The 23,985-nt window shown below is 55.1% G+C and carries 16 protein-coding genes; 14 read left to right on the top strand and 2 right to left on the bottom strand.

The window, feature by feature from the left end; genetic code table 11:
* Nucleotides 1-21 precede the first annotated feature (21 nt).
* Nucleotides 22-1,611 carry a glutamate--cysteine ligase gene (gene gshA, locus ACO0LE_RS07065; RefSeq protein ID WP_422959709.1) on the bottom strand — a complete coding sequence of 530 codons (1,590 nt, stop codon included), beginning with the start codon at nucleotides 1,609-1,611 and terminating at the stop codon, nucleotides 22-24.
* Between the two features lie 442 nt (nucleotides 1,612-2,053).
* On the opposite strand from gshA, the gene ACO0LE_RS07060 reads away from it, so the two are divergent.
* From ACO0LE_RS07060 to ACO0LE_RS07035, 6 genes are all read left to right on the top strand, one after another.
* The gene (locus ACO0LE_RS07060; RefSeq protein WP_422959708.1) at nucleotides 2,054-3,427 is read left to right on the top strand and encodes a PQQ-dependent sugar dehydrogenase; all 1,374 of its coding nucleotides are present in this window, start codon (nucleotides 2,054-2,056) and stop codon (nucleotides 3,425-3,427) included.
* Nucleotides 3,428-4,161: 734 nt separating this feature from the next.
* On the top strand, nucleotides 4,162-4,563 hold the full coding sequence (locus ACO0LE_RS07055) for a PRC-barrel domain-containing protein (protein ID WP_422959707.1): 402 nt from the start codon (nucleotides 4,162-4,164) through the stop codon (nucleotides 4,561-4,563).
* Nucleotides 4,564-4,919: 356 nt separating this feature from the next.
* Nucleotides 4,920-6,269 carry a DUF3422 family protein gene (locus ACO0LE_RS07050; protein WP_422959706.1) on the top strand — a complete coding sequence of 450 codons (1,350 nt, stop codon included), beginning with the start codon at nucleotides 4,920-4,922 and terminating at the stop codon, nucleotides 6,267-6,269.
* Nucleotides 6,270-6,655: 386 nt separating this feature from the next.
* Complete coding sequence (locus tag ACO0LE_RS07045) at nucleotides 6,656-6,958, top strand: DUF2471 family protein (protein WP_422959705.1); 303 nt, start codon at nucleotides 6,656-6,658, stop codon at nucleotides 6,956-6,958.
* A gap of 117 nt (nucleotides 6,959-7,075) precedes the next feature.
* A complete protein-coding gene (locus ACO0LE_RS07040; protein WP_422959704.1) occupies nucleotides 7,076-7,684 on the top strand; it encodes a type IV toxin-antitoxin system AbiEi family antitoxin domain-containing protein in 609 nt (202 codons plus the stop codon).
* A complete protein-coding gene (locus ACO0LE_RS07035; RefSeq protein ID WP_422959703.1) occupies nucleotides 7,681-8,583 on the top strand; it encodes a nucleotidyl transferase AbiEii/AbiGii toxin family protein in 903 nt (300 codons plus the stop codon). Before ACO0LE_RS07040 ends, ACO0LE_RS07035 begins: the two co-directional genes overlap by 4 nt.
* A gap of 53 nt (nucleotides 8,584-8,636) precedes the next feature.
* Here ACO0LE_RS07035 and ACO0LE_RS07030 read toward each other — a convergent pair whose 3' ends face one another.
* On the bottom strand, nucleotides 8,637-9,602 hold the full coding sequence (locus tag ACO0LE_RS07030; RefSeq protein ID WP_422959702.1) for a PD-(D/E)XK nuclease family protein: 966 nt from the start codon (nucleotides 9,600-9,602) through the stop codon (nucleotides 8,637-8,639).
* Nucleotides 9,603-9,703: 101 nt separating this feature from the next.
* On the opposite strand from ACO0LE_RS07030, the gene ACO0LE_RS07025 reads away from it, so the two are divergent.
* The 8 genes from ACO0LE_RS07025 (at nucleotide 9,704) to ACO0LE_RS06990 (ending at nucleotide 23,977) form a co-directional block, all read left to right on the top strand.
* Nucleotides 9,704-10,171, top strand: a complete 468-nt coding sequence (locus ACO0LE_RS07025; RefSeq protein WP_422959701.1) for a hypothetical protein — start codon at nucleotides 9,704-9,706, stop codon at nucleotides 10,169-10,171.
* 174 nt (nucleotides 10,172-10,345) lie between these two features.
* Entirely contained in the window at nucleotides 10,346-11,911 is a 1,566-nt protein-coding gene (locus ACO0LE_RS07020) for a recombinase family protein (RefSeq protein ID WP_422959700.1), read from the top strand.
* Nucleotides 11,908-12,810 (top strand): plasmid partitioning protein RepB C-terminal domain-containing protein, encoded by a 903-nt coding sequence (locus ACO0LE_RS07015; protein WP_422959699.1) that lies wholly within the window; start codon nucleotides 11,908-11,910, stop codon nucleotides 12,808-12,810. Before ACO0LE_RS07020 ends, ACO0LE_RS07015 begins: the two co-directional genes overlap by 4 nt.
* Nucleotides 12,807-13,688, top strand: coding sequence for a plasmid partitioning protein RepB C-terminal domain-containing protein (locus ACO0LE_RS07010; protein ID WP_422959698.1), 882 nt, complete (start codon nucleotides 12,807-12,809; stop codon nucleotides 13,686-13,688). The genes ACO0LE_RS07015 and ACO0LE_RS07010 overlap by 4 nt, the downstream gene beginning before the upstream one ends.
* Before the next feature lie 514 nt (nucleotides 13,689-14,202).
* Nucleotides 14,203-15,078 carry a WYL domain-containing protein gene (locus ACO0LE_RS07005; RefSeq protein ID WP_422959697.1) on the top strand — a complete coding sequence of 292 codons (876 nt, stop codon included), beginning with the start codon at nucleotides 14,203-14,205 and terminating at the stop codon, nucleotides 15,076-15,078.
* 66 nt (nucleotides 15,079-15,144) lie between these two features.
* Nucleotides 15,145-17,040, top strand: a complete 1,896-nt coding sequence (locus tag ACO0LE_RS07000; protein WP_422959696.1) for a hypothetical protein — start codon at nucleotides 15,145-15,147, stop codon at nucleotides 17,038-17,040.
* Nucleotides 17,037-18,572: a hypothetical protein gene (locus ACO0LE_RS06995; RefSeq protein ID WP_422959695.1), complete on the top strand. Its 1,536-nt coding sequence runs from the start codon at nucleotides 17,037-17,039 to the stop codon at nucleotides 18,570-18,572. Before ACO0LE_RS07000 ends, ACO0LE_RS06995 begins: the two co-directional genes overlap by 4 nt.
* The gene (locus tag ACO0LE_RS06990; RefSeq protein WP_422959694.1) at nucleotides 18,566-23,977 is read left to right on the top strand and encodes an FtsK/SpoIIIE domain-containing protein; all 5,412 of its coding nucleotides are present in this window, start codon (nucleotides 18,566-18,568) and stop codon (nucleotides 23,975-23,977) included. Before ACO0LE_RS06995 ends, ACO0LE_RS06990 begins: the two co-directional genes overlap by 7 nt.
* The last annotated feature ends 8 nt before the right edge of the window (nucleotides 23,978-23,985 follow it).

The following is a 23,985-nucleotide window of genomic DNA, read 5'->3' as shown; positions in this document are numbered from 1 at the left end:
CTATGTTCGATTGCGTCCGATTTAAGGCGTTGACTTGCACAGACTGCTTGCAAGATAAGCGGCGACATAATCGTCGAAGCTCCCGGTTTGCTCGTGCTCTAACTGCGCCTGTTCCGCCAGCGACTTGGCAGCAAGTTCCTTGAAGGTGTGACTTTCCTCACTGTTTGGCGGATTTGCTTTGAAGTAAGCAGCGTGCTGCTGGCACTGATGCAGACCAAACTGATGGAAAGAGTTGCCATGCTCGCTCATCGCCTGCAATACACGGGCTGATGGTGTCAGCGACGCATCCTGTAGTTTTTGCAGTTGTGTGTGCATACTGCTAGTGTGGCAACTGGTACCATGTTCCTGGTCCAGAAGCTCGGCAATCGGGCGTATTTTTGATAATAAATCCTGTCCCCATACTTGCAAATTAATCGCTTCGCCTTGTCGCAATAAAGACAGGTCAGGACGTCTGCCTTCCTTCACTGTGAGTGCAAAATTGGCAGCCTGCTCCTGGCTTTCTTCCGCTGAAATGGCCGGACTCGCATCTAGTGCGCAAAACAGGAGGAATACATCGAGGAAGCGCGCGGTTTCCAGGCTGATGCCAACCGGCTCAAACGGGTCGACATCCATGCAGCGGACTTCGATGTATTGCACGCCTCTGCCACATAGTGCTTGTATCGGACGCTCGCCGCTCCGTATTACACGTTTAGGACGGATTGTTGAGTAATACTCGTTCTCTATTTGCAGAATATTGGTGCTGAGCTGTATCCATTCACCATCACCGTTCTTGGTACCGTGTGCCGCATACGGAGGATAGGGCTTGCTGACCGCATCCGATAAAGTTTTAACATAACTTTCCAAGCTGTTTTCTTGCGGGCGCAGACCCGATTGCGCATCGTTCTGATAGCCGAGATCGCTCATGCGCAAGCTAGTGGCATATGGCAGATAGAGCGTATCTTCGGACAAACGATCCAGATGATGATCGCGTCCTTGCAGGAAGCAACGTGACAGGGCAGGCGATGCGCCGAACAAATACATCAACAGCCAGCTGTAACGACGGAAATTGCGTATCAGCGCGATATAGCTCTCTGACTGAAACTGCTGTTCAGTGCCCGATACGTCTTCCTCTTGCTTGAGCAAAGACCACAATGTTTCAGGCAGTGAATAATTGTAATGAATACCGGCGATACATTGCATCGCTTTGCCATAGCGCAAGGCAAGGCCGCGACGATATACGTGCTTGAGCATGCCGATATGCGACTTACCATACCAGGCGATTTCAATATCTTTCTCAGCCGGCAAAATACTCGGCATCGATTGACTCCACAGCATTTCGCTACCCAATGCGCTGTAAGCGACCCGGTGAATCGTGTCTAGCTTATTTAAGGTTGTAGCGATATCGCTATCCGTGGGCGTAATGAATTCCAGCAGGGTCTCAGCATAATCGGTCGTGATCTGAGCGTGCGTCAGGGTAGAACCGAGCGCAAGCGGATGCTGAGTCGCTGCCAGCCTGCCTGTCGGATCAACGCGCAGAGTTTCTCGTTCTATGCCGCGTAATCCCTGAACTACCAGCGGACGATGCTTTTCTTGATTCAATAAAGCCAGACGGCGTGTAAATTGAGTATGCAAAATATCCCCTATGTATTTCAATTTGTTATGCAAAACGAGCGTGTGCGAGAGAGTAACCGAAATTGAAAAACGGCGTTTGCGGCAACTTCTTCTTAACCCAGTTTGATTTAGTGATACATCCCAACACGCGGTTATTTTTTGTTATGGCTTTTTTTGGGGGAAACAAGCACTAGGGTAGCGGCTTTTTTTATCTTTATGTTTGATAGCGCACTGAGCTTACGTCGAAATGATCCTAGTCTCATTAAGTGCCCTAATGACTAGTTTTTGTAATGCTGGTTAAGGGCCGCAGGTCAGGTTGTGTTGCCAGTTAGTAGGGATTCATTTATTGCCTAATTTACTATAGAGAGTTTCCACTAAAACATCAATCGTATCCAAGTGAGATTCGACAAGATAAATCAGGTCGGTCCCAGACTGGAATCATTTATCAAGTGACAGGCGCGACGTGAAATTACGGATATTTTTATCATTGAGTCTTGCAGTGATTATTGGCGTCACAACTGCTTCGTGCACGGACGTTCAACCGTTGCCGGTTGGTTCCGGCTTTGGTGTGAATCCGGTATTGCCGTCCCCCCAGAAATTTTTGATCCCAACAGTGAATATTGCGCCTGCTGTGGGATGGCCCAAAGATAGTAAGCCACATGGTGCGCCTGGCCTACATGTAGAAGCCTTTGCACGTGATCTTGATCATCCGCGCTGGATTTTGGTATTACCCAATGGTGACGTGCTAGTCGCGGAAAGCAACGCTCCTCCAAAGCCTGATGATGCAACAGGGATTAAATCTTGGGTAATGGGATTAGTAATGAAACGTGCTGGTGCCGCTGTACCGAGTGCAAACCGCATTACGCTTTTACGAGATACAAATGGTGATGGCATTGCAGATTTTAGGTCAGTCTTGCTCAGCGGTCTTAACTCGCCATTCGGAATGGTTTTGGTAGGCAACAACCTGTATGTCGCCAATTCTGATGCCGTTGTTTATTTCACTTATCAGTCGGGTGGGACCACAATCACGCAACCAGCCCGACGACTCTTGAATCTTCCAGCTGGAAAAATTAATCATCATTGGACAAAAAATCTTATTGCTAATTCAGACTATTCAAAACTCTACGTTACCGTGGGATCGAATAGTAACGTTGCCGAACGCGGCATGGAAGCGGAGTTTGAGCGGGCGTCGATTTGGGAGGTCGATCTTAAGACGGGATCCCATCGTGTATTCGCATCAGGATTACGTAATCCCAATGGACTTGCCTGGGAGCCATTAACCAGAGCCTTGTGGACGGTTGTAAATGAAAGAGATGAGCTAGGAGACGATTTAGTTCCAGACTATATGACCTCGGTTCGTGACGGCGGATTCTATGGGTGGCCATATAGTTATTTTGGTCAGCATATCGATGTACGTGTAATACCGCAGCGACCAGACTTAGTCGCCAGTGCGTTGCGACCGGATTATGCCTTAGGAGCACATACCGCCTCTCTTGGTTTGGCTGCTGCGTCTGGAAATACTTTGCCTACTATATTTTCAGACGGAATGTTCATTGGTCAGCATGGCTCATGGAATCGTAGGCCACATAGCGGCTATAAAGTCATTTTTGTGCCGTTTATAAAAGGTGTCCCGAGCACGCAACCAATTGATGTTTTGACTGGATTTTTAAGTGATAAGGGAACAGCCTATGGACGGCCAGTAGGTGTCGCACTAGATCGTATAGGTGCATTGCTGGTAGCGGATGATGTCGGCAATGTCATTTGGAGAGTGAGTAATGAGACGTTAAGCAGGACTAATAAAACACCGACATCTGTGCATTTTCCGACAGCGAAATAGTTTGGTTTTTTAAGAGTGAAAATCTTGATCACTCTCTACTCAGTATGCGCCTCGTCTTTTAACATTCGCCACTGCGGCAATGTCGACATTAGGTTTGATAGCGCACAGAGTGTTTTGATATTAGTCGTTATTGTCATCAAATCCGTTTTGGTCACTGATTTAAGGTAGATATTTTTAGTCAATTTGAAAAATAAAGCCCATCGAGGTAAGCGTATTTTTCTTTAAATCATTGAATGCCGGACTACCGGCGCTGGCGGTCGGGAAACATACCAGCACCAAATTATTTGTGATGAGTTAACTTAAGTTAGTTTTTTTGTTGAAAAGTTTTGGCATAACATTATTGCTCACTATTCATCAATCCATCGCTAGTAAATTATTCATAGCACCTAATCTATCCTCACAAAGACAATGACGAACTCAAAACCGAAACGTCCTACCTTACATCTACCCCACGAGCGTGACGAGATATCTGATACGCAACCTGTACTGCCAAGACCAAAGATGAAGCAAGCTTATAACGACTTGCAACGAGGTCTTGTCGATACCGATATGCATGGAGAGCGCGGTATTGAAACGATCGTCAGTGTTAAGACGAAAAGCTTCAGGGGAGTGTCGTTCAGAAAATCATGAGTTGCCGAGCGTATGGTAGGCCAGCAAGTGTGTGTGATACCGAACTGACGCGTATTAGTTGTTGAGAGAAGATGAAGTCCGATTGTTAATTATAGGAGTTCGAAATGACTTATGTTGAACGCGATACTTATGGCATGTATAAAGAAAACGGTAAAAAAGGTCCAGGCCCGGAAATTATGGGTGCTGGCACTTTAATCGGCGATCACGTCCATAATCTTGAGGAGGAACATCTTGGTGATATCAAAGAGATTATGCTTGATATGCGGTCAGGAAAAATCGCTTATGCGGTACTTTCTTTCGGTGGGGTTTTTAGTATTGGTGAAAAATTACTTGCAGTTCCCTGGAGTGCATTAAAACTGGATACTGTAAATAAGCAATTTACTTTGAACGTGACTAAAGAGCGATTTGAAAATGCTCCAGGGTTTGATTCAAACGATTGGCCGGATATGGCAGATCAGTCTTGGGCTGATGGAGTACAAAGTTACTATGATGCGAAAAATTCTTAAGAAAAGACGGTCCAGTCAATTTTTTAATTGACGTCGAATTGAAAAAAACAGCCGCAGATGCGGCTGTTTTTTCGTTTGCCATGACTACGCCGTAACCACTCTATAGTTCATTTGCGCTGATGAACATAATGATCGCCCAGCAGATTAGACCGCCATTAAAGGCGACACTTTTTGGTATTCTTCTTTAACCTATATGGCGTTTTCCGTTACCGTAGGACTTGCGTTTGCTTGGTGCGCATGCAAAAAACGTCCCAGGTGCGGCATCTCAGTATTTGTTCTTACAGACGATAGCCGTAATTCGGAGTAAACATGCACAAATGACTAGAAATTGATTTCTCATTGACGGACCCAGCCTTATGACAATCACTTACTCGAGTCTCAACCACGCTCTGCGCGTTCCTCTTGCCGCGGAGATTCATTCGAGGCCATTTTTAAAACTGGAAGCACCTGAGCTGGTCTCCCATTTTGCTGTATATCGCGATAGCGATGAGGTCACATTAAGCTCAATCGCCGCTGAGCAGCATGCAACATTGGCCGCATTGTGCACGCACTTTGGTGTTACGCCGCCTATGCTTGAGTCCAAATATTTTTACTATGATTTTGGTCATTTCCGCTTGAAATGGGAATGCCATACTGAGTTTGCGACTTATACATTCGCTGAGCGGCTAGAGCGCACGTTACCGGTTGCCGAAGCGTTTTCGGCAATGCCGGTATTGCAGTTGCCTGAAGAATGGTTGCTCAGCCTGAAGGGGAAAATCATCGTTGCTGCCCATGTTGTCCTTGACGATAGCGGTGGCAGGACAGAGGCCTTCGCGCAAGGCCTGCAAAGGGTTTTCGAGGGTAATGTACTCGCAGGCAGCTATGTGATGCAGGGCGGCGAGCTATGGACGGATTTCGCGATACAGGCAGACGGTTTCAGCCGGTTTGTGATTCGCGACGTCGGCATGCGTGCTTTGCAGGCAGGACGTCTGGTGCAGCGTGTGCTCGAGATCGAAACCTACAGGATGATGGCGCTGCTGGGGTTGCCCTATGCGCACAGAGCCGCTCCCGCCTTAAATGCGATCGAAAACAAACTGGTTGCACTTGCCGGTGCGATGGTCGAGACCGATGATGCGGCAAGTGCAGAACTATCAGAACACTCCGGCGTATCTGAGCGAGCTTTGCTCGATCAGATCACGCGATTAGCCGCGCGGATAGAAAAACTGTCACTTGATAATAGTTACCGTTTTTCTGCATCTAAAGCCTACGTGCGCCTGGTGCACGCGCGTATCGAAGAGTTACGTGAAGTCCGGATCGAGGGAATTCCCATGGTCGAGGAGTTTATGGACAGACGCCTTACACCCGCAATGAATACCTGCGACGCAATGGCGAGCCGCCAGGAAGCACTGGCACAGCGGATCGCCAACTCGAATGACTTGTTACGAACCCGCGTCGGCATCGTGCAAGAAGCGCAGAACCGCCAGATACTACAATCCATGAACGCCCGCGCCGCACAGCAGTTACATCTGCAACAAGCGGTCGAGGGCCTATCCGTAGCAGCGATTTCGTATTACGTCATCGGCTTATTCAGCTACACAGGCAAAGCTGCGAAAGTATTCGGACTAATCCTCAATACTGATGCTGTCGTCGGGATATTGGTTCCCTTTGTTGCCGCCGGCGTATGGCTGGGACTGCGTCGCATGCATAAGCGTGTGCATAACGTATGAACGCGATTTTTGAATTAATAAAATTGAAGCTGAGCGTTCTGAAAATGCAAAAGCCACTGACAAGTCAGTGGCTTAGCAATAATATTGGTGGAGGTGTCGCCCCTTGTGTCCGCCAGCGTCAGTTCAGCGGTTGAGGAACGCCGCAAATCGGTGCGGAATATTGAGGGTTTCGCGGTTCAAGAGCGTCACGGCTACGATAGTAATGTTATTTTGATATGGCGTTGACGGCAACAATTGGCTGTTGATTCAATTCCGAAAGCGGAACCGAACCCGCGTCCATCTGGGGATATGTTGCTCCATGCAAATGTTCGCGAAAGCACTATATTTTCCATGACTCCTGCAATATACTGGTTATATATACAGTATATCGCGAGGGAGTCATGTCGATGGTGGATGTAACCGAGTTCGATGCGGTGATCGGGAGATTGAAGCCGGTCGTCGCCACATTGGTCGAATCGCATCGCACAGCAGGGCATATGCTAACGTGGCGGCTGTTGCGAAAAATCGAAACTGAGGCATTGGGACAACTGGAAGAGTCAGGGGATTTCAGGCCGGCTTACATCAATATGGTGCGGGCGTCGGCGGTTTTTTGTTATCCGGACAACGATGAGCCAGTGAACTTCGGTGAGTCGAACGGCATCGCCTGTGCTTTTTCGATGATTTTTGAGGCGTACAACCAGTCACATTGATGGAATTTTCACCGAGATCGTGGCCGCTGAAGCTGCCAGGACCTGCCATAATCGCCTGCGATGCATTCGTTCCAATATATCGGTAAATATTGACATTTACCGAGGTTATGTAACATCATGCAGGACATGGACAACACTGCCGCGAGGCTGATCAATCTGGCACGATCCCACGGTTTAATTCGCCCGCGCGATCTGGCGCCATTAGGAATTTCCCGAATATCCCTTTCCCGTGCCGTCCAGCGCGGCGAACTGGAACGTGTCGGGCGGGGGCTCTATGGTCTGCCTGGGCGTGATGTTTCAGCTCATGGATCATTGGCCGAAGTCGCAAGCAGAGTCCCCAAGGGTATCGTCTGCCTCCTCTCGGCGCTACGATTTCACGGCCTGACGACCCAAGCTCCCTTCGAGGTGTGGCTGGCGATCGAAAACAAGGCCATTGCGCCCAAACTCGACTATCCGCGGCTGCGCATCGTACGCTTTTCCGGAGTGGCACTCATCGACGGTATCGAGAACCACATTGTGGATGGCGTAACCATTCGGGTAACGAGCGTCGCTAAAACCGTCGCCGACTGTTTTAAATATCGCAACAAGATAGGTCTTGACGTCGCTCTGGAGGCGTTGCGCGAGGCTTGGCACGAGAAGCGCATGACGAGTGACGACATCTGGCACTACGCCAAGATTTGCCGCGTGGCCAACGTAATGCGCCCATATCTGGAAAGCTTGGCATGAACATCAAAAACATCGGAGCCTCCGTTCGCAGCAGGTTGCTCAACAAGGCACGGGCCGAGAAGCTGGACTTCAATCTGTTGTTGACCCGATACGCGCTGGAACGTCTGCTCTACCGATTGAGCGTCTCCAGTCAGCGTGATCAGTTTCTGCTCAAGGGGGCATTGCTATTCGATCTGTGGTTCGACGTACCACATCGGCCGACCCATGACGCCGATTTTCTTGGTTTCGGTTCGGCCGATATTCCTCATCTGGAAGAGGTCTTCCGAGATATCTGCCGCATCACGGTCGAGGATGGCATCGTCTTCCGGCCGGACTCTGTCAAGGGCGCTGAAATTCGCAAAGAGGCCAATTACGCTGGCGTCCGGATCCTCCTGATGGGCCTGCTAGACAATGCCCGATGTCCGGTTCAGATCGACATCGGGTTTGGTGATGCTGTCGTACCCGGCCCGGAAGATGCGGAATACCCGACTATATTGCATGGCATGCCGGAGCCGCAACTCAGAGTCTATCCACGCTATACCGTGGTCGCAGAAAAATTCGAAGCGCTGACATCGCTTGGAATCTTGAATAGTCGGATGAAGGATTTTTTCGACCTCTGGATATTGGCACGCCATTCGGATTTCGACGGCACTGTGCTGACGCGTGCAGTAGCGGCCACCTTCGAGCGTCGGCAAACTCCCGTGCCGCAAGGCATTCCGATCGGATTGAGTGACGAGTTCGTCAACGATATTCAGAAGGAAAAACAGTGGCAGGCATTCCTGCGCAAAAACGCACTGGACCCAATGTCATTTGGAGCGGTGATTAATGATCTCCGTGAATTTTTATTGCCGGTGCTGGCATCGGTTTCGAGGAGCGGTAGTCACGAAATGAATTGGCGGGCCGGCGAAGGATGGCGGTAATAGGTAGATGAACACTCCCTTCGCGTCGTAAATGCGCAAAGCGTTGGTCGCGTTTAAGTGCCACGCTCGCGCAGCTTATCCATGATCGCGCGACCAAGCTGCAGGGTGTTCCGATTATTTCCCCTGCTGTTGCAGAGATCGATACCGAGGCTCAATGCTGTATTGATGTCGCGCAGAACTGGTTTTGCGGATACCTCTTGTTTCGTGACTTGGTCATAGACCTTGATCGTGCTATTTTCGTAGCGTATTAGTTGAAATTGGTCCGAACCGATAGTTACCAATTGTTCGTCAACGATCTCACTATCTTCCGGATCCACGCCTGCGCGCTCCGGGCTGGCTGACGCTAACATGCCGTTTAAAAATTGGACGAATGCTTTCAACGTATGACGGGTATATTCACTAACTGGTTCAATCTCCGCCGCCGCTTCCCTGCGCAATAAATCTCGCACAAGTTCGGTCACCGATGTGCCTGTCCCGCTGGAAAATCCCGATGTCCAGCGAAGCCATACTTTGCGATGCAAACCAACTGTTGGTAGCGTCAGTCGATCATATTCTTGCTGCAGCCCAGTTGCTCTGCTATCAGGCGTCAAAAATACAGCAGTGATGGGAGTGCCGTCGTCAACCTCTGCCAGAACGCAATTGAACTCGTCGTCGAACTGAGCGTCTTGTGCGGCGCCGGATTTGATTTTGTTTTCAACAATGATTCGATGAAGTTCGCGGCCATCGCCGGCAGGACGAGACTCAAATAATTTGATTTCGACGTCGACCGTGCGATCAATCATATTCAAAGTGTGACGTACCTCAAGGCCAACTTCGGCATTAAGACGCTTGGAAGTAAGTATTGATTGAAAGCGATCTGGCTCCCCACATTCGTTAGCTACCCACTGCAAAAAAGCACGGAGGAAGGATTCTCCCAATCCGTGAGCACGGTTGGGCGTAAGTAGGAAGGCGGTAAACGCGCTGAGATTGGTTTCCGAAATCCGGCCGCGACCTTCTGCAAGGGCAAAAAAGATATTCATGAGGAAGAGATTGTACGGCAGAACTTTGGGAGAAGTGACGTTTGTTGGGTTAGCTCATATTCACGCACGCTTCGTACATGATTTATGTATGGAGAAATCACATGGAGATCAAGCATTGCGTGACCTGCGGTCAGGTATTTCAGCCACGTCCCCAAGTTCCCCAGCAGTGTTACTGCTCGGCAAAAGAATGTCAGCGTGAACGCCGACGGCGTTGGCAGCGTGACAAACTGAAGCACGATCCAGATTATCAAGATAACCAGGCGCGGGCGCAGCAAGCCTGGAGCAATCGCAATTCTAACTACTGGCGCGAATACCGCGAAGCGCACCCGGAGTATGTTGATCGCAATCGCACACAGCAACGCGAGCGCAACCAACGACCCCAAAATGCCGCAATTGCAAAGATGGACGTGTCAATTCCGGTGATTCCCCTGCCGTCTGGCATCTATCGCCTTCACTTGATCGTACCCAACGAAATTGCAAAGATGGACGTGTGGACAGTCGAAATCACGGCGCACGCGTGCCAGTGCGTGCCACACGTCGAAATTGCAAAGAGAGGACGTGTGCCGTGATTCGATGCATCAATGCTACCGTATTGCACATATGCACTCTCGACACGCCAAGCGCGATTTCGAAACGCTGCCATCCTGGTTTATCAACGGAAGGGCGCCTTGACGATCGCCGCCATTTAAAGAAAGGTGAATTTCCGAGAGCCGAAATTCCAATTGATGAGGGCGATCGGGATTATGCAACCAGGCGAACCAAGCGATGTTGGTGTCGTGCAGCCAGCCCTGCTGAGGGCGGTCGAGTACGTTCGGATGTCGACCGAACACCAGCAATACTCCACCGAGAACCAGGCCGACAAGATCCGTGAATACGCTGCTCACCGTGGCATTGAGATCGTTCGCACTTATGCCGACGCCGGCAAGAGCGGTCTGCGCATCGATGGACGCGTATCGCTGCAGCAGCTGCTCAAGGACGTCGAAAGCGGCACGGCGGATTTTTCGATCATTCTGGTCTACGACGTCAGCCGATGGGGACGCTTCCAGGATGCAGACGAGAGCGCGTATTACGAATACCGGTGTCGACGCGCCGGCATCCAGGTTGCCTACTGCGCCGAGCAGTTCGAGAACGACGGGTCGCCGGTATCGACCATCGTCAAAGGTGTCAAGCGCGCAATGGCCGGCGAGTACAGCCGGGAACTATCGGCCAAGGTGTTTGCCGGGCAATGTCGGTTGATCGAACTCGGTTATCGGCAGGGTGGCCCGGCTGGCTACGGTCTGCGCCGCGTATTGATTGACCAGAACGGCTCCATCAAAACCGAACTGACTCGCGGTGAGCACAAGAGCCTGCAAACGGACCGCGTGATTCTGATGCCAGGCCCGGAGGATGAAATCCGCATCGTGAGCCAGATTTACCGCTGGTTTATTGACGACGGTTTGGTCGAGTCAGAAATCGCCGTGCGCTTGAACGCGATGAACGTGCTTACTGATCTGGATCGGGCATGGACCCGTGCCACCGTGCATCAGGTGTTGATCAACGAAAAATACGTCGGCAATAATGTGTACAACCGCATCTCCTTCAAACTCAAAAAGCTGCGGGTGATCAACACGCCCGACATGTGGATCAAGAAGGACGGCGCCTTCGAGCCCATAGTGCCGCCCGACATCTTTTACACGGCGCAGGGAATCATCCGCGCCCGGACCAGGCGCTACACCAATGAAGAACTTGTGGACCGGCTCCGGTCGCTCTACAAAAATCGCGGACTGCTCTCCGGCCTGATCATCAACGAAACGGATGGCATGCCTTCTTCGTCGGTGTATGCCTTTCGCTTCGGCAGTCTGGTCAAAGCCTATCAGATGGTCGGCTTCACTCCGGACCGGGACTATCGCTATCTGGAAGTGAATCGTTTCCTGCGGACTTTGCACCCGGGCATCGTGGCTCAGACCGAGCAGCAAATCGCCGAATTGGGCGGCCGGGTTATGCGCGACCCGGCGACCGACCTGTTACACGTCAACGGCGAATTCAACGTTTCTCTCGTACTCGCGCGTTGCCAGACGCACGACTCTGGCCGGCACCATTGGAAAATCAGATTCGACACCAGCCTCCTGCCCGACATCACCGTGGCCGTGCGGCTCGACCATGACAACAAAAGTGCCCTCGATTACTACCTGTTGCCGCGACTGGATTTCGGACTGCAGCGCCTCAGTCTGGCGGATCAGAACGCGGTTGAACTGGAGAGTTACCGCTTTGACACGCTGGATTACCTGTACGGAATGGCAGAACGCACCCGGCTAAGGAGAATGGCATGACCATAAAACATAAACCAGGCGAGCTGCGTATGATTCCAGTGGACCGCATCGATGTCCACAACCCGCGCGAACGTAACGCAAAGATATTCGACGAAATTGCCGGCAATATCCAGACGATCGGGCTCAAGAAACCAATCACCGTGACTCCGCGCGCAGCGGAGGATGGCACCGAACGGTATTTGCTTGTTTGTGGCGAAGGGCGTCTCAAGACATTTAAGTCGGCGGGAGAAACCACGATCCCGGCGTTGATCGTCGCTGTCAGTGACGAGGACGCATTCATCATGAGCCTCGCGGAAAATATCGCCCGTCGCCAATGTCGGCCCCTCGAAATCCTCGCTGGCATCGTGGCATTGCGAGACCAAGGCTATGATAAGAAAGCGATCGCCGCTAAAACCGGCCTCACGCCGGAGTATGTGTGGGGCATTCTGACATTGCTTCAGCACGGGGAAGAGCGATTGATTGTCGGAGTTGAAAAGGGCAAAATTCCGCTCAATGCGGCCCTGGCGATCGTTGGCGCCGGCGACGACGACAAAGCGGTTCAGACAGCCTTGCAGGATGCCTACGAATCTGGAAAGCTGCGCGGAAAACATCTGCGCGAAGCCCGACGAGTGATCGAACGGCGCCACACCTTGGGGCGCTCCGTGGCGCGCGGCAGATCACGAAAGCCGGTCGACGTGACGCAGTCCAGCCTCGTCAGGACCTATCAGAAGGAAGTCGAACGGCAGCGGTTGATGGTGAAAAAGGCGGAGTTCTCACAACAACGCCTGCTTTTTGTCGTCGGCGCTTTACGCGAACTTCTTGCAGACGAAAACTTTACCAATCTGCTGCGTGCCGAAGGACTCGATACCTTGCCAAAATATCTGGCCGAACGTGTGTGGTCTGGCGGGAGCATGGCATGACAGGTATTACCCTCGGTTTCTCGATGGATGCCTTGTCGGTTCCATTGACGAACATCCTGCCGTCACGAAAAGCGCCGGAAGGACTGGCGACGTCGAGGAAATTCAAGCAAATCCGTTCGTCGATCGAGGAGGTTGGATTGATTGAACCGCTTTCAGTCACCCAGGCGATCAAGAAGTCGTCCCAACACATGCTCCTGGACGGGCATATCCGCCTGATTGTCCTGAGCGATCTGGGCTACGCCGACGCGCCTTGCCTGGTGGCCAAGGACGACGAAGGATATACCTACAACAGCCGGATCAATCGACTGTCGACCATTCAGGAACATTTCATGATTCGGCGCGCGATTGAGCGCGGTGTGTCGCCCGAGCGTCTGGCCAAGGCGCTCAGCGTTGACGTCAGCCATATCATCAAGAAAATGACATTGCTGGATGGAATCTGCCCCGAGGCTGCGGAAATGCTGAAGGACCGGCAGTTTTCAGCAGAGATTTCCCGTGTGCTGCGGAAGATGAAAACCACGCGACAAGTGGAATGTGTCGAGTTGATGGTGTCGGCGAACACCGTGACGACGGCTTACGCCGAAGCCATGCTGGTGGCGACGCCGGCCGAATTGCTGGTCGAAGGCAAAAAGCCGCAGAAAATGACCGGCGTATCGCAGGAGCAGATCGCAAAAATGGAGCGGGAAATGGCAAACCTTCAAGGGCAGTACAAAATGGTCGAACAAACCTACGGGCAGGACGTGTTAAATCTCGTGCTTGCCAAGGGTTACCTGACCAAGCTGCTAGAAAACGGCGCAGTCACTCGATATCTCCGGCAACGTCAGCCGGAAGTCGTGGCCGAGTTCGAATTGATCATCAGGACCACCGCTTTGGATCAGTAGGCTGACCTCCCGTAACCATCGGTGGTAGTTGTCGCTGACCAGGTGGTATTTTTTGATCGGTTGATCCAGTACGTCGAGACCGTCATGGAGGCGCACGGTGCTTGATTTGTATCTGATTGATATCAGTGAATGCGCGCCATAGATTCCAATAGTTCCCCAAGAATGAACGGCGAAATTTGAACATTGAGCCGTTTCACGTTTGGGACTTCTGTTATATACACCCCTGTTTCAATGCGACGCTCGTTGCAACCCTCGATCGGTTCAGGGCACTTAACTTTTAGGCAATTTACCCATTTGCAATTTAACCATCATTGCCGCGCTCGTTGAAGGACGTTGTAATCCAAGCATGCTTCAAAATGGCTTAATACCAACAATTTTCGTGTTGACCATATGTGTAAATTTGATAGGGGATACTCAATCAAAATGATGAGCGTGCTATTCTTTAGCCCATTGAGGCATTAATTGCTATGCGCGAGGGCAGAGAGTTCAGGGGCAGACGTTGGAAGTTCGAGAGATGGAATTGTCACAAATGCAACGGGAGCGGTTGGCCTTCCTAGAGTTGCGCGCATTCTTCACCGGCGAGCTCAGGCGCGCCGATATCGAATCTCGTTTTGGCATCAAGCCTGCCGCGGCTTCGCGTGATCTGAGCATTTATCGGGAAATTGCGCCGAACAATCTCGATTATGACCAAGCGGGGAGATGCTACCGACCGATGGGTGGTTTTGAACCTTTTTTTAAGTTCCACTCCGAGCGTGTTCTTGCATGGCTTTTACAAGGATTTGGCGACGGCTTGGATCTAGGTCTCAAACAGGCCGCACCATGTGAAGGGCCGGGGCAGCTTGTCCGCCCAAACATGGACATTTTGGGGATGGTCACAAGGTCTTTGTGCGCAAGGCGAGCAATTCGTGTCAGCTATTTGTCTTTGTCATCTGGTTCGAAGTGGCGCGAAATTGTGCCGGTTGCCTTGGCCGACAATGGTCTGCGTTGGCACGTTCGCGCCTTTGACCGAGAGCGCCGGCGGTTCGGTGATTTTGTGTTGACCCGCATCGTTAAGGTGCAAGAACTGGACGGTGGAGCCGATGAGAGAGAGCTGCTTGGCGCCGACGACCAGTGGGCGCGGATTGTGGATCTGGAGATTGTTCCCCATCCCGGCGTCAAGCAACCCAAGGCGATTGAGGCTGACTACGGTATGGATGGCGGGGTATTGAAGATCAAGACACGGGCGGCCCTAGCGGGCTACGTCCTGCGGCGTTGGTCCATCGATGCTAGCCCAGACCATCGGCTCGATCCAGCCTCCCACCATCTTTGGCTTCGCAACACGCCAACCCTCTATGGGGTTGAAAGCGCGACGCTTGCGCCTGGAGTTGACCCATTGGGGAGCTTCGCGTGACGCAACATTCAAGCCCAGGCGTCAATAGCTGGACAGACAACTATCCAAATCATGGGGAGTGAGCAATTGACAGAACAAAATACCATTACGAGCGAAGCAGGCGCGCCGCCGTCGAGCGCTTGGGTGCGCTTCTTGCGCACCTACGGACCGACGCCGAACAACCTGACGATGTTCGATGAATACGTGGCCGGGGCCGTGGGCCGCGCCAAAGTGCAGCCCATCGCGCTCAGTACGCCGATGCTCGAGCCGATGAAGGCTCGTATAGCGTCGGGCAAGCCCGGCTCGGTGCTGATCGCGGGCACGGCCGGCGACGGGAAGACCTACCACTGCCGTGCGCTGTGGACGTCCATGGGTGGCGATCCGCGCGCGTGGGCCGCAAAGGGCAACATCAAGGAACATCGTTTGGCAGATGGCCGCTTGGCCGTATTCGTCAAAGACCTCAGCGAGTTCAACGGCCAGGAGAGTGATGCCCCTTTGGCCCGCCTTGAAAAGTCGGTGCTCGGTGGCGACGACTCTGAGATCGTCATCTTGGCCGCCAACCACGGCCAGGTGCTCGACCGGCTTCGCGACTTGGGGCGCAGGCAGGGCCGCAACCATCCGCTTCGCAAGCCGCTGCAGGAATTTTTCTTGCAGGCGGGCCAGGAGCCTGAGCGGCTCGCCGTGTTCGACCTGAGCCGCAGCGTGGGGCGGATGGCTCTGGAGGAGGTGGTCGCGGCCGTCGCCAAGCATGCCGAATGGGAGAACTGCGCCAGGTGCTCATTGAAATCCGGAGACAATATTTGCCCCATTTATGAGAACCGCGAGCGCCTACTCGGAATGGGAGATGGCGCGCAATTGGGACGCCGTCTTGGCGATTTGGTGGAGATCGCCAGACTCAACGGTCTGCATTTGCCCGTCCGCGACTTGCTCGCGCTGTGCGCCAACATGATCTTGGGCCATCGTGACGCCAAGGACGGCTTGATGTCCTGCGCCGAGGTCGCCTGGATCCAGGAGCAAGGAGCAGTGGATCGCGCGAGCGTCTATGGCAATGCGTTCGGTGCCAACTTGCACAAGCGGCGGTTAGCCGACCGCCCGGTGTTCAAGGCGATGGCGGCCTTTGGTGTGGGCGACGAGACCACCAATGGTGTCGACGGCTTGTTGGTCTACGGCAAGGATGACGTGAAGCTCGCACCGGCCTTCGCCCGTTTGATCGGCAGCGATCCAGTCTACGGCGCCACGCCGAGGCTGCTGAGCGCCCAGGATAAGTATCTCGAAGGCGAGGAGACCGCCCGCATCGACGGCGGAGCCGCCGGTTTCATGGACATGTTGCAGGAGCAGCGCCGCCGGCTCTTTTTCACCTTGCCGTCTGATGAAGACGGCTATCCGTTCTGGGCTATGACGGTATTCCGCTTTGCGGGCGAATACTTGGAGATGCGCGCGGCCTTGCTGGACAAGAGGGCTGTCGCCGAGACCATGCGGGGACGGTTGGTGCGCGGCCTCAGCCGCGTGATGACCGGTCTGTTGATCGACAACGTGGATCGCATCTTCGTCGCCAGTTCTGGCGGGTTCACCCAATCGCGCGTCAGCGTGTTATGCGACACTGAGGCCCCGTCGCGGCGCGTCAACGGCGTTGGCATGGCCGTCAAGCTCGACGCGAAGACCGGCCGCCCTTTACTGGACGTGTCGTTGGCCCAAGGTACTGGCAATTCCGTGGCCTTCGATCTCACGCCTGTGCGGTTTGAATTCCTTTCGCGCGTTGCCGAAGGTGCGCTGCCGGGCAGCTTCTCCAACGAGTGCTTGGAGGACATGCTGGCATTCAAGGCCAAGCTGCTGCGCAAGGCAGAGCTCATCCGTGGTCGGAGCCAGCAGGACGAGGACGACGAGGCGGGTGCTGACAGCGGCTCGCTGACTCTCAACTTTATCGACATTGAACAAGGTGGCCACGGGTTCTCTCGGCCCATCACCGTGAGGATTTCGGAATGAGGCAGCGTATTGACATAGACCGGGTCGATTTCGCCGTCGATGAGCACATTTGGGGGCATCGCCTCTATGACGAGCAGTTGCCGCACTTGGCGGTGCTGGAGTTTTTGGGAGTGCTGGGGTCAAATCTTGATAGCCCATTGGTCGCCACGCCCAGCGACAAGGTGCGATATCGTCCTCAGCATCAAATTCGCCTTCGCGGCCTGCTGTTCAACAACCCTTTCGTCGAGACGATCAGTGAACGGTCCATCACCGACGACGAAAAATGGCGCGAATGGAATACGTTGTTTGTTCAAGACGCGACAAAGCTCGGCGACGAAGACATGGGCTACTTGCGCAAGGCGTTTTCCAACTTTGACCACTTCGCCAAAGCCATCGAGCTTCTGCGGTCGTCGGCGTTCGAGACCCGCAGCAACAAGCGTTGGAGTTCCAAGTTTGTCTTTCCCTTTGGCCCCGACGCGATGTTCGAGGACTTGCGGATCGACTCGGGCGGAGCGAGCAACGACCGTCGGTTTTTTGCCCGCAGTGGCGAACTGCTCTATTTGATGCTCAGTCGTGCGGCCCGCGGGCCAGAGCTTGGCGCGCAGCTCTCGCAGCGCCTCTACAACCGGGCGGCTCCGATGAACCGTCTCGTGCGGGCGTTGCAGGGCGAGCCCCAGTTGGCCTCGAATTCGCGCGACGTGGGCTATTTACCCCATGCGTCCCATCCGCGGTTTGATCTGCTATGCGAGGACTGGCTGGCGATCCTTGCCAAGGACATGCCAATCTACGACGCGTTGGAGCACCTAATCACCTCGGCGGGTTTGAACCTCCTGCTGTATTTCCTCGAGCAGGCCAAGGTCCAAGCGGGCGACGCCGAGCCCGTAGAGTTTGTCTGCGAGATCGTCTCCAAGGAACGGACCAAGGTCCGGGCTCTTTCGGGCGACAGCTACCAGCTTAACCAAGGCCTTTCGCTCAAAGCGGTCCGGGCTTCAATTGAGCAAACCCGCCTGCTGCCAGAATGGGAAGCTGCGTCCAAATCGGACTACCCAGATGCCGAGCGTGCCAGCGTCATGCGCGAGCTGTTCCAGTGGCCGTCGAGCGACTCGGACGACGAGACCGACTACACGCGCATGTCTGGCGACAAGCTGATCGAGAAGCTTGTGGATATGGCGCTATCCCGCCACGAGCAGCACGTCGGGAAAATTCACGCATCATGGTCGCGGGCCATTGGGCTCAGCTCGCGGCGCCTTGCACGGCGCACTCGATACGCGCCCAACGACCGGCTCATCAAGACATTGGTGGTGACAATCGTCGATGACCGTATGCAGTTCGACGAGTTCCTGGCCGAGGCCAAGAGGCGTTATGGAATCGTCATTGGCGACGCGGAAGGCTCGCGCCTTGTCGCCGACAAGAAGGTGGACCAAGAGGTGCTCAGCGAGAACCGCGCCAATCTCGAAGCGCGGCTGGTTGGGCTAGGACTAGTGCGTCGGCTATCCGACTCCTGCTCGTTCGTGGAAAACCCATTTGGATTCAAGGGAGAAGAAAATTGCTGACCGATCGGATCATTGGGCGCGTCGGCGCCGACATCCTGGCCAAGCGCATCAATGACGCTCGCCAGGCCGATGGCTCGGCGCAGGATTCGGCGGCGCTGTTCCGCCTCGACAAGCTGTCCGCCTCGCAAGTTGCCTCGGTTGCGCGCGCAGTCCTGGTCAATCACGATCTCGCCGCCCGCGTCGATCTCATGATCCCCGAGACCTTGGTCGTGGGCCAAGGCTTGCCGCTCGATGCGCTTATCCAGCACAACGCAGGCTTCGTGCGCAATAACGCCCAGACGAGCAAGGAGGCGATTCTCACGGCCAACGGCAATGAGCACAACTTGGCCGACACGCTGGGGCACGTCACAGCCTTGGGTGCCAAAGAGCTGCGTGCCGACGAGGAGGCTTGGGTCGATGCTGCATGCCACGTCGCGGGCATGGCGCCGGTTCCCGAAGATCGCCAGGTGTTCCGCTCGGCCCTGAAAGGCTTGATCTTTGCCAACGATCTGTCGCTCGTGCAGCTTGGTGACTTCTGCGCCCACGTCACCGAGGCGATGTCGTCCTCTCGTGGCTTGCCGATTCGTGACGCCATCGGTTGGTCTCTGCCCAAGGTAGGCCTGCCAAGGGACACGTCGTTCTTCGCCAGCGCGAGAACCTATGGCACGTCTTACAAGCCATGGAAGAAGGCCTTCGATAAGCTCTTTGCCCACCGCGCGCCGCTTCTGTTGCGACTGCGGCCAAATGGCCAGCCACTCGACCAAGATGAGATGCGCCAACGCTTGGAGGACAACGCGGCAGACATTTCTGACTCCGCCCGCGTGGCCTTGGAGGCATTCATCAATGCTCCGATAGGCGACTTCCAGAAAGCCGCCGAAGTGGCAGAACTCGAATGGGAAACCGATGGCGTATGTCACATTTTCGACAAGCCTAAGGAGAAGCTCCAGGGCCTGGCGGAGCACACGCTGAAGTTCTTCGAGCACGACTGCGAGGATGCCGAGGCTCTCGACGAGAAGTGGAAGCGCTACCTTGAAGATCTCAAGGCGCGTGAGAAACGCTCCGAGTGGAACGACGACGACAAGGTGTTCTTCGAGCTGCACCGGCGCCATATCGAGCAGTCGCGGCAGCTCCATGCGCGGTGGGAGAAGGCAATCTTCGGCAAGGCCATCGAATGCAACGACTTTTTCGACGGCTTCGCGGGCGTGGCACACCACCTTTTGGCCGGTGCCGGCGACATGGTTGGCGAGCGTTTTTTACGGTTCACCGTTAATAAAGGGCGGACAGAGTGGCGCACGCGCTTCAATTACGACGTGGGATCTTACTTCTCTGTGATGTATCGTGGATTGAGGGAGCTGATGGGATCGAAGGTGATCTGGAAGGTCGAGCGTATGGGGGCCGGCAACCTCCCAGACCCTCTCTTCGACTACGAGAAGTTTTTTGCTAAGGAAAAGGAGCTTCGCGGTCCGACGCTCAAACCTGTTTCGTCTCTGGCCCGGAACGCGGTTCAGATCAAATTCGACGTGGCGCTCGTGCAGCGAGTGGGCGACCGTGAGACCGTCATAGACAAGACGCAGCTCGTGTGGAGCTACCGCCCAGAGTCCATCGGTCTGGCGATGGTGTCCGACATGCGCCGCCTGCTGGAAAAAGGCGCGGTTGGCTGCACAGAAGTTCCGCGCCGATTGGTCAGCAAGAAGGGCGGCGTGCAGAGCGTTTCGTTACGTGACACTGGAACGCTTGAAGCCACGTTCTCGCGCGATGCCGGTTCCTTGATTCCGCCTTCCAACAAATTGCGCAGCCTTCGGGCCGATATTAAGGACCGGATCAAGGAGCTTGCCGCCGAGGGACGATTGACCAAGGAGCAGCGCGACGAGCTGCGTGTGGCTTGGGATGTTTTCGAGGCCGACTACATTGTGGCCATGAAGGACTTCATCGATACGGGCCTGCAGGGCGAGGCCGTCATGCGTCAAGCTGAGTCGTTTGCGGCATTGCTCACCGCCTTGATGGTTCACGCTCGCGGCGACGTATGCCGCGCCAAGCTCGTGGCAGAGGTTCTCTCGATTGGCACAGCCCGCATATCAGGTGAGCAACCGTCGCTCATTATCCCCCCATGGCATCCCGAGCGCATGAAAGCGCTGGCCGTGAAGACGCGCCGCGTTGCGGGTTTGGCGACCCACTTACTAACGAGCGATAGCGTGCTGTTCGGCCATCGTGACATATTCTTCCGGGAGTTCTCCGAGGAGCTCGCTCACCCGTTCTATCCGGAGATCGCCGTGCTGCCGCGTGGCAGCGAGCCGTTGCTTGTCTCCGAGAGCAGCACGGTCAACGGATACAGCCTTTTCGAGAGGCCGGTTCGCGGAGAGGAGGATTCGATGACCGATGTTGATCCAATGGCCGCAGCCAAGCAGGCACGCGAGCTCTTGGAGCGCTACATCGGCCTGCAGCCTCACGAGGCGGCCAATCTTAGCGTATTGCTCTACAACGCCGATGCGGCTGAGCTTCCATTGGCCACCGTGCGCGAGCTCGCCGGCCTGCAAACGGAGGATGATTTCCAATGCAATGTGTCGGTGAGGCACAGCGATCCGGCCAAGCTGCGCCGGGTCTATGCTGAACTGGTCAACAAGGCGGGCGACGATCCCGATCTGCCAGTGGTCAGCGAGACGTCCGACAATTTCATCTCCAAGCTGCGCATTGCCGTGACTCCGGCGTCTGCGACGCCAGGGCCGGGCGAAGGTGGATTCAAGCCCTTTGACGTGGCGTTCCTGCACGACGTGGTGTCGCGCACGGCGGTCGAAGAGTGGCTTCCCGTGGACTGGACCAATGATCGGCCCAGCCTCGAGCATGCCCCCTCGCGCTGGTCCTACCGCAGTGTCTCGGGCGAGAATGAGCTCAAATCAACCACATTTCTGACCTGCCCATGGCAAACGGCCTCGGGGTGGGCCTATGTCGGCGCGGTGGCGGCCGTGCATCGCCAGACCGACGCGCCCGTGGGAGCTCGCTATTTGCCTGCGCGGCGCATCTCCTTGCAGCACGAGGCCCTGGCTTCGACCATGAACGACGCCCACGCGTTGGCCGAGTGGGTCGCCACCTATGATGAGCTGCTCGACAAGCGTCAGTTGCAACACAATGGCATCACGGTCGTGCGATACCGTCGGGCGTCCACCAACGGGCGCAACATGATCGTGAGTTCGACTTCCGAGCTGCGCCTTCTCGGCGTGCTGATCCGTCGGCGCCTTGGCGAACTGAGCCTGTCGCTTGGCGGCAACGAGCTCGACGCGGTCGCCGCGCGGATGAAGAAGGATGCGCTCTCGGTCTCCGGCGACATTGTCTTGCGCGCCGCCAAGCGCGGCGTCTCTGCAGGCGAAATGCTCGGGCTTGTCCTAAGCCGCCATTTGGTCGCCGAAGAATTTACCGCGCAGGCCAGTGTCGGCCAGTCGTTCAGCGTATTCTTCTTGCTCGACGATTATGCCGATTGGCTGGCTCAGCGCGAAAGCCGCATCGCCGACATCCTCGCACTTTGTGTTGAAGAGGTTGATGTCGGGATTCGCTTGCGTATCGCGGTGATCGAATCCAAGTATGTTGCCGCCGATGGCGCCGCCGAGGCGCGGCGCTCGTCGAAGGCACAGCTCATGGCGACACTGACCACGTTCCGCGCTGCATTATTTGGCGACCCAGGTCGCCTTGACCGCGACGTGTGGCTCTCGCGCCTGGCTGACTTGCTGATCGATGCTGAGATTCCACCCGGCCTCTCGGGGCTGTTGGAGCGGGCGCGGGCGAAGCTGCGCGAAGGCGATGTGGACATTGCGCTGCGCGGCTATTCGCATGTCTTCATCCATTCCGCTGAGGCGGGGCAGTCTCACTCAGCATCCGAGCAAATCGAGATCGACAACACCGACGGCGTACAAGCATGGCAGGAGGTTTTTGATCGGCCGGAGTTGCGCAAGCTGGTGGAAGCCTACGCGGCAGGAGTCGGCGCCACCGATGCTCGGGCCTTACTGGGCGGTTCGGAGCCGTGGAAATCAGTCGCGTTCAATCGCCCCGCCGCGCGCGTTGCTTGGCACGCGATGATGGAGCAGCTTGGCCGGCAGCCCTCGCAAGGGCACGAGGCCGTTGTCGCAGTAGGGCCTGCTCAACCTGTTTCGACAAGCCTCCCTGTTGCCGCTCCTATAGATGTGACGCCCGCAATGCCGTTCCTCCAAGCCGAAGCTGCTACCGTTACTCCGGCTCCGGCAGCGTTTGTTGGGCAGCGCCTGTCGGCCTTGATCGTCGCCAAGCAGGCAGGCTTGGCCGTGGCAGACGACGAGCGCGAGGCCTGGGCGCAGGAGACTATGAAGAAACTCAAAGCGGCTTTGAATGGGTACGGATTGCAAGCCGCTGTTTTGGGCACCCGTATGACGCCTAATGGCTGCTTGGTGCGCCTGGCCGGCTCGGACCGTCTCAGGGTCGAGGACATCGAGGCAAAGCGGACTCAACTGCTGACGACTCACGCCATCAATTTGGTGACCGTGCAACCCAAGCCTGGCGAGATCGTGGTGACGATCGCGGGCATAAAGCGGCAGGCGGTGTCGCTGTGGGACTTGTGGGCCAAGCGGCAGCTCAATCGCAACGTCGCTGGCATCAACACCTCATTTGTCCTGGGCCTTCAAGAGATCAATGGCTCATTGCTCTATTTGAACCTTGGCGGCGAGTTTGGCGGGTTGTCATCGCATGAGCCGCATTCGCTGGTGGCCGGAGCCACGGGCAGCGGCAAGTCGGTTCTGATCCAGGCTATTCTTCTCGATATCGCCGCGACCAATCCGAAGGAGCTCGCCCAGATCGTCCTCATTGATCCGAAGATGGGCGTGGACTACGCCGCATTGGAGGATTTGCCACACATGCGCGAAGCCATCGTCACAACCAAGGAGCGTGCGACTGAAGTGTTGGGAGCCCTTGTCGACGAGATGGAGAACAGATACAGGGCGTTCGCCCAAGCGCGAGCACGCGACCTCGCCACGTTTAACGCAAAGGCTGTGCCGGATACTCGGTTGCCCATGGTTTTCCTCGTTCATGACGAGTTCGCCGATTGGATGCTCGACGATGCTTACAAGGGTGCGGTAGGTGCTGCGGTGCAACGACTCGGTGTGAAGGCGCGAGCCGCAGGCATTCACCTGATCTTTGCGGCGCAGCGGCCCGACAAGGATGTGATGCCCATGCAGTTGCGCGAGAACCTGGGTAATCGCCTGATTCTTAAAGTCGCTAGCGAAGCCACGTCGAAGATCGCGCTTGATCGGCCCGGGGCCGAATTGTTGCTGGGACGTGGCCACATGGCTGCCAAGCTCAATGGCGAGCAAGGTCTGGTATTCGCGCAAGCGCCATTTCTGTCGGATGATGACATCGCGTTGGCCGTCGCATCAATTCGAGCCGACGATGCGGGCGTTCAGACCAATTAAATATGCCA

The sequence above is a fragment of the Undibacterium sp. Xuan67W genome, assembly GCF_049340165.1.
Lineage (GTDB): Bacteria > Pseudomonadota > Gammaproteobacteria > Burkholderiales > Burkholderiaceae_D > Undibacterium.
The sequence above is the reverse complement of the archived record's forward strand: the minus strand, read 5'-3'. Positions and strand labels throughout refer to the sequence as shown.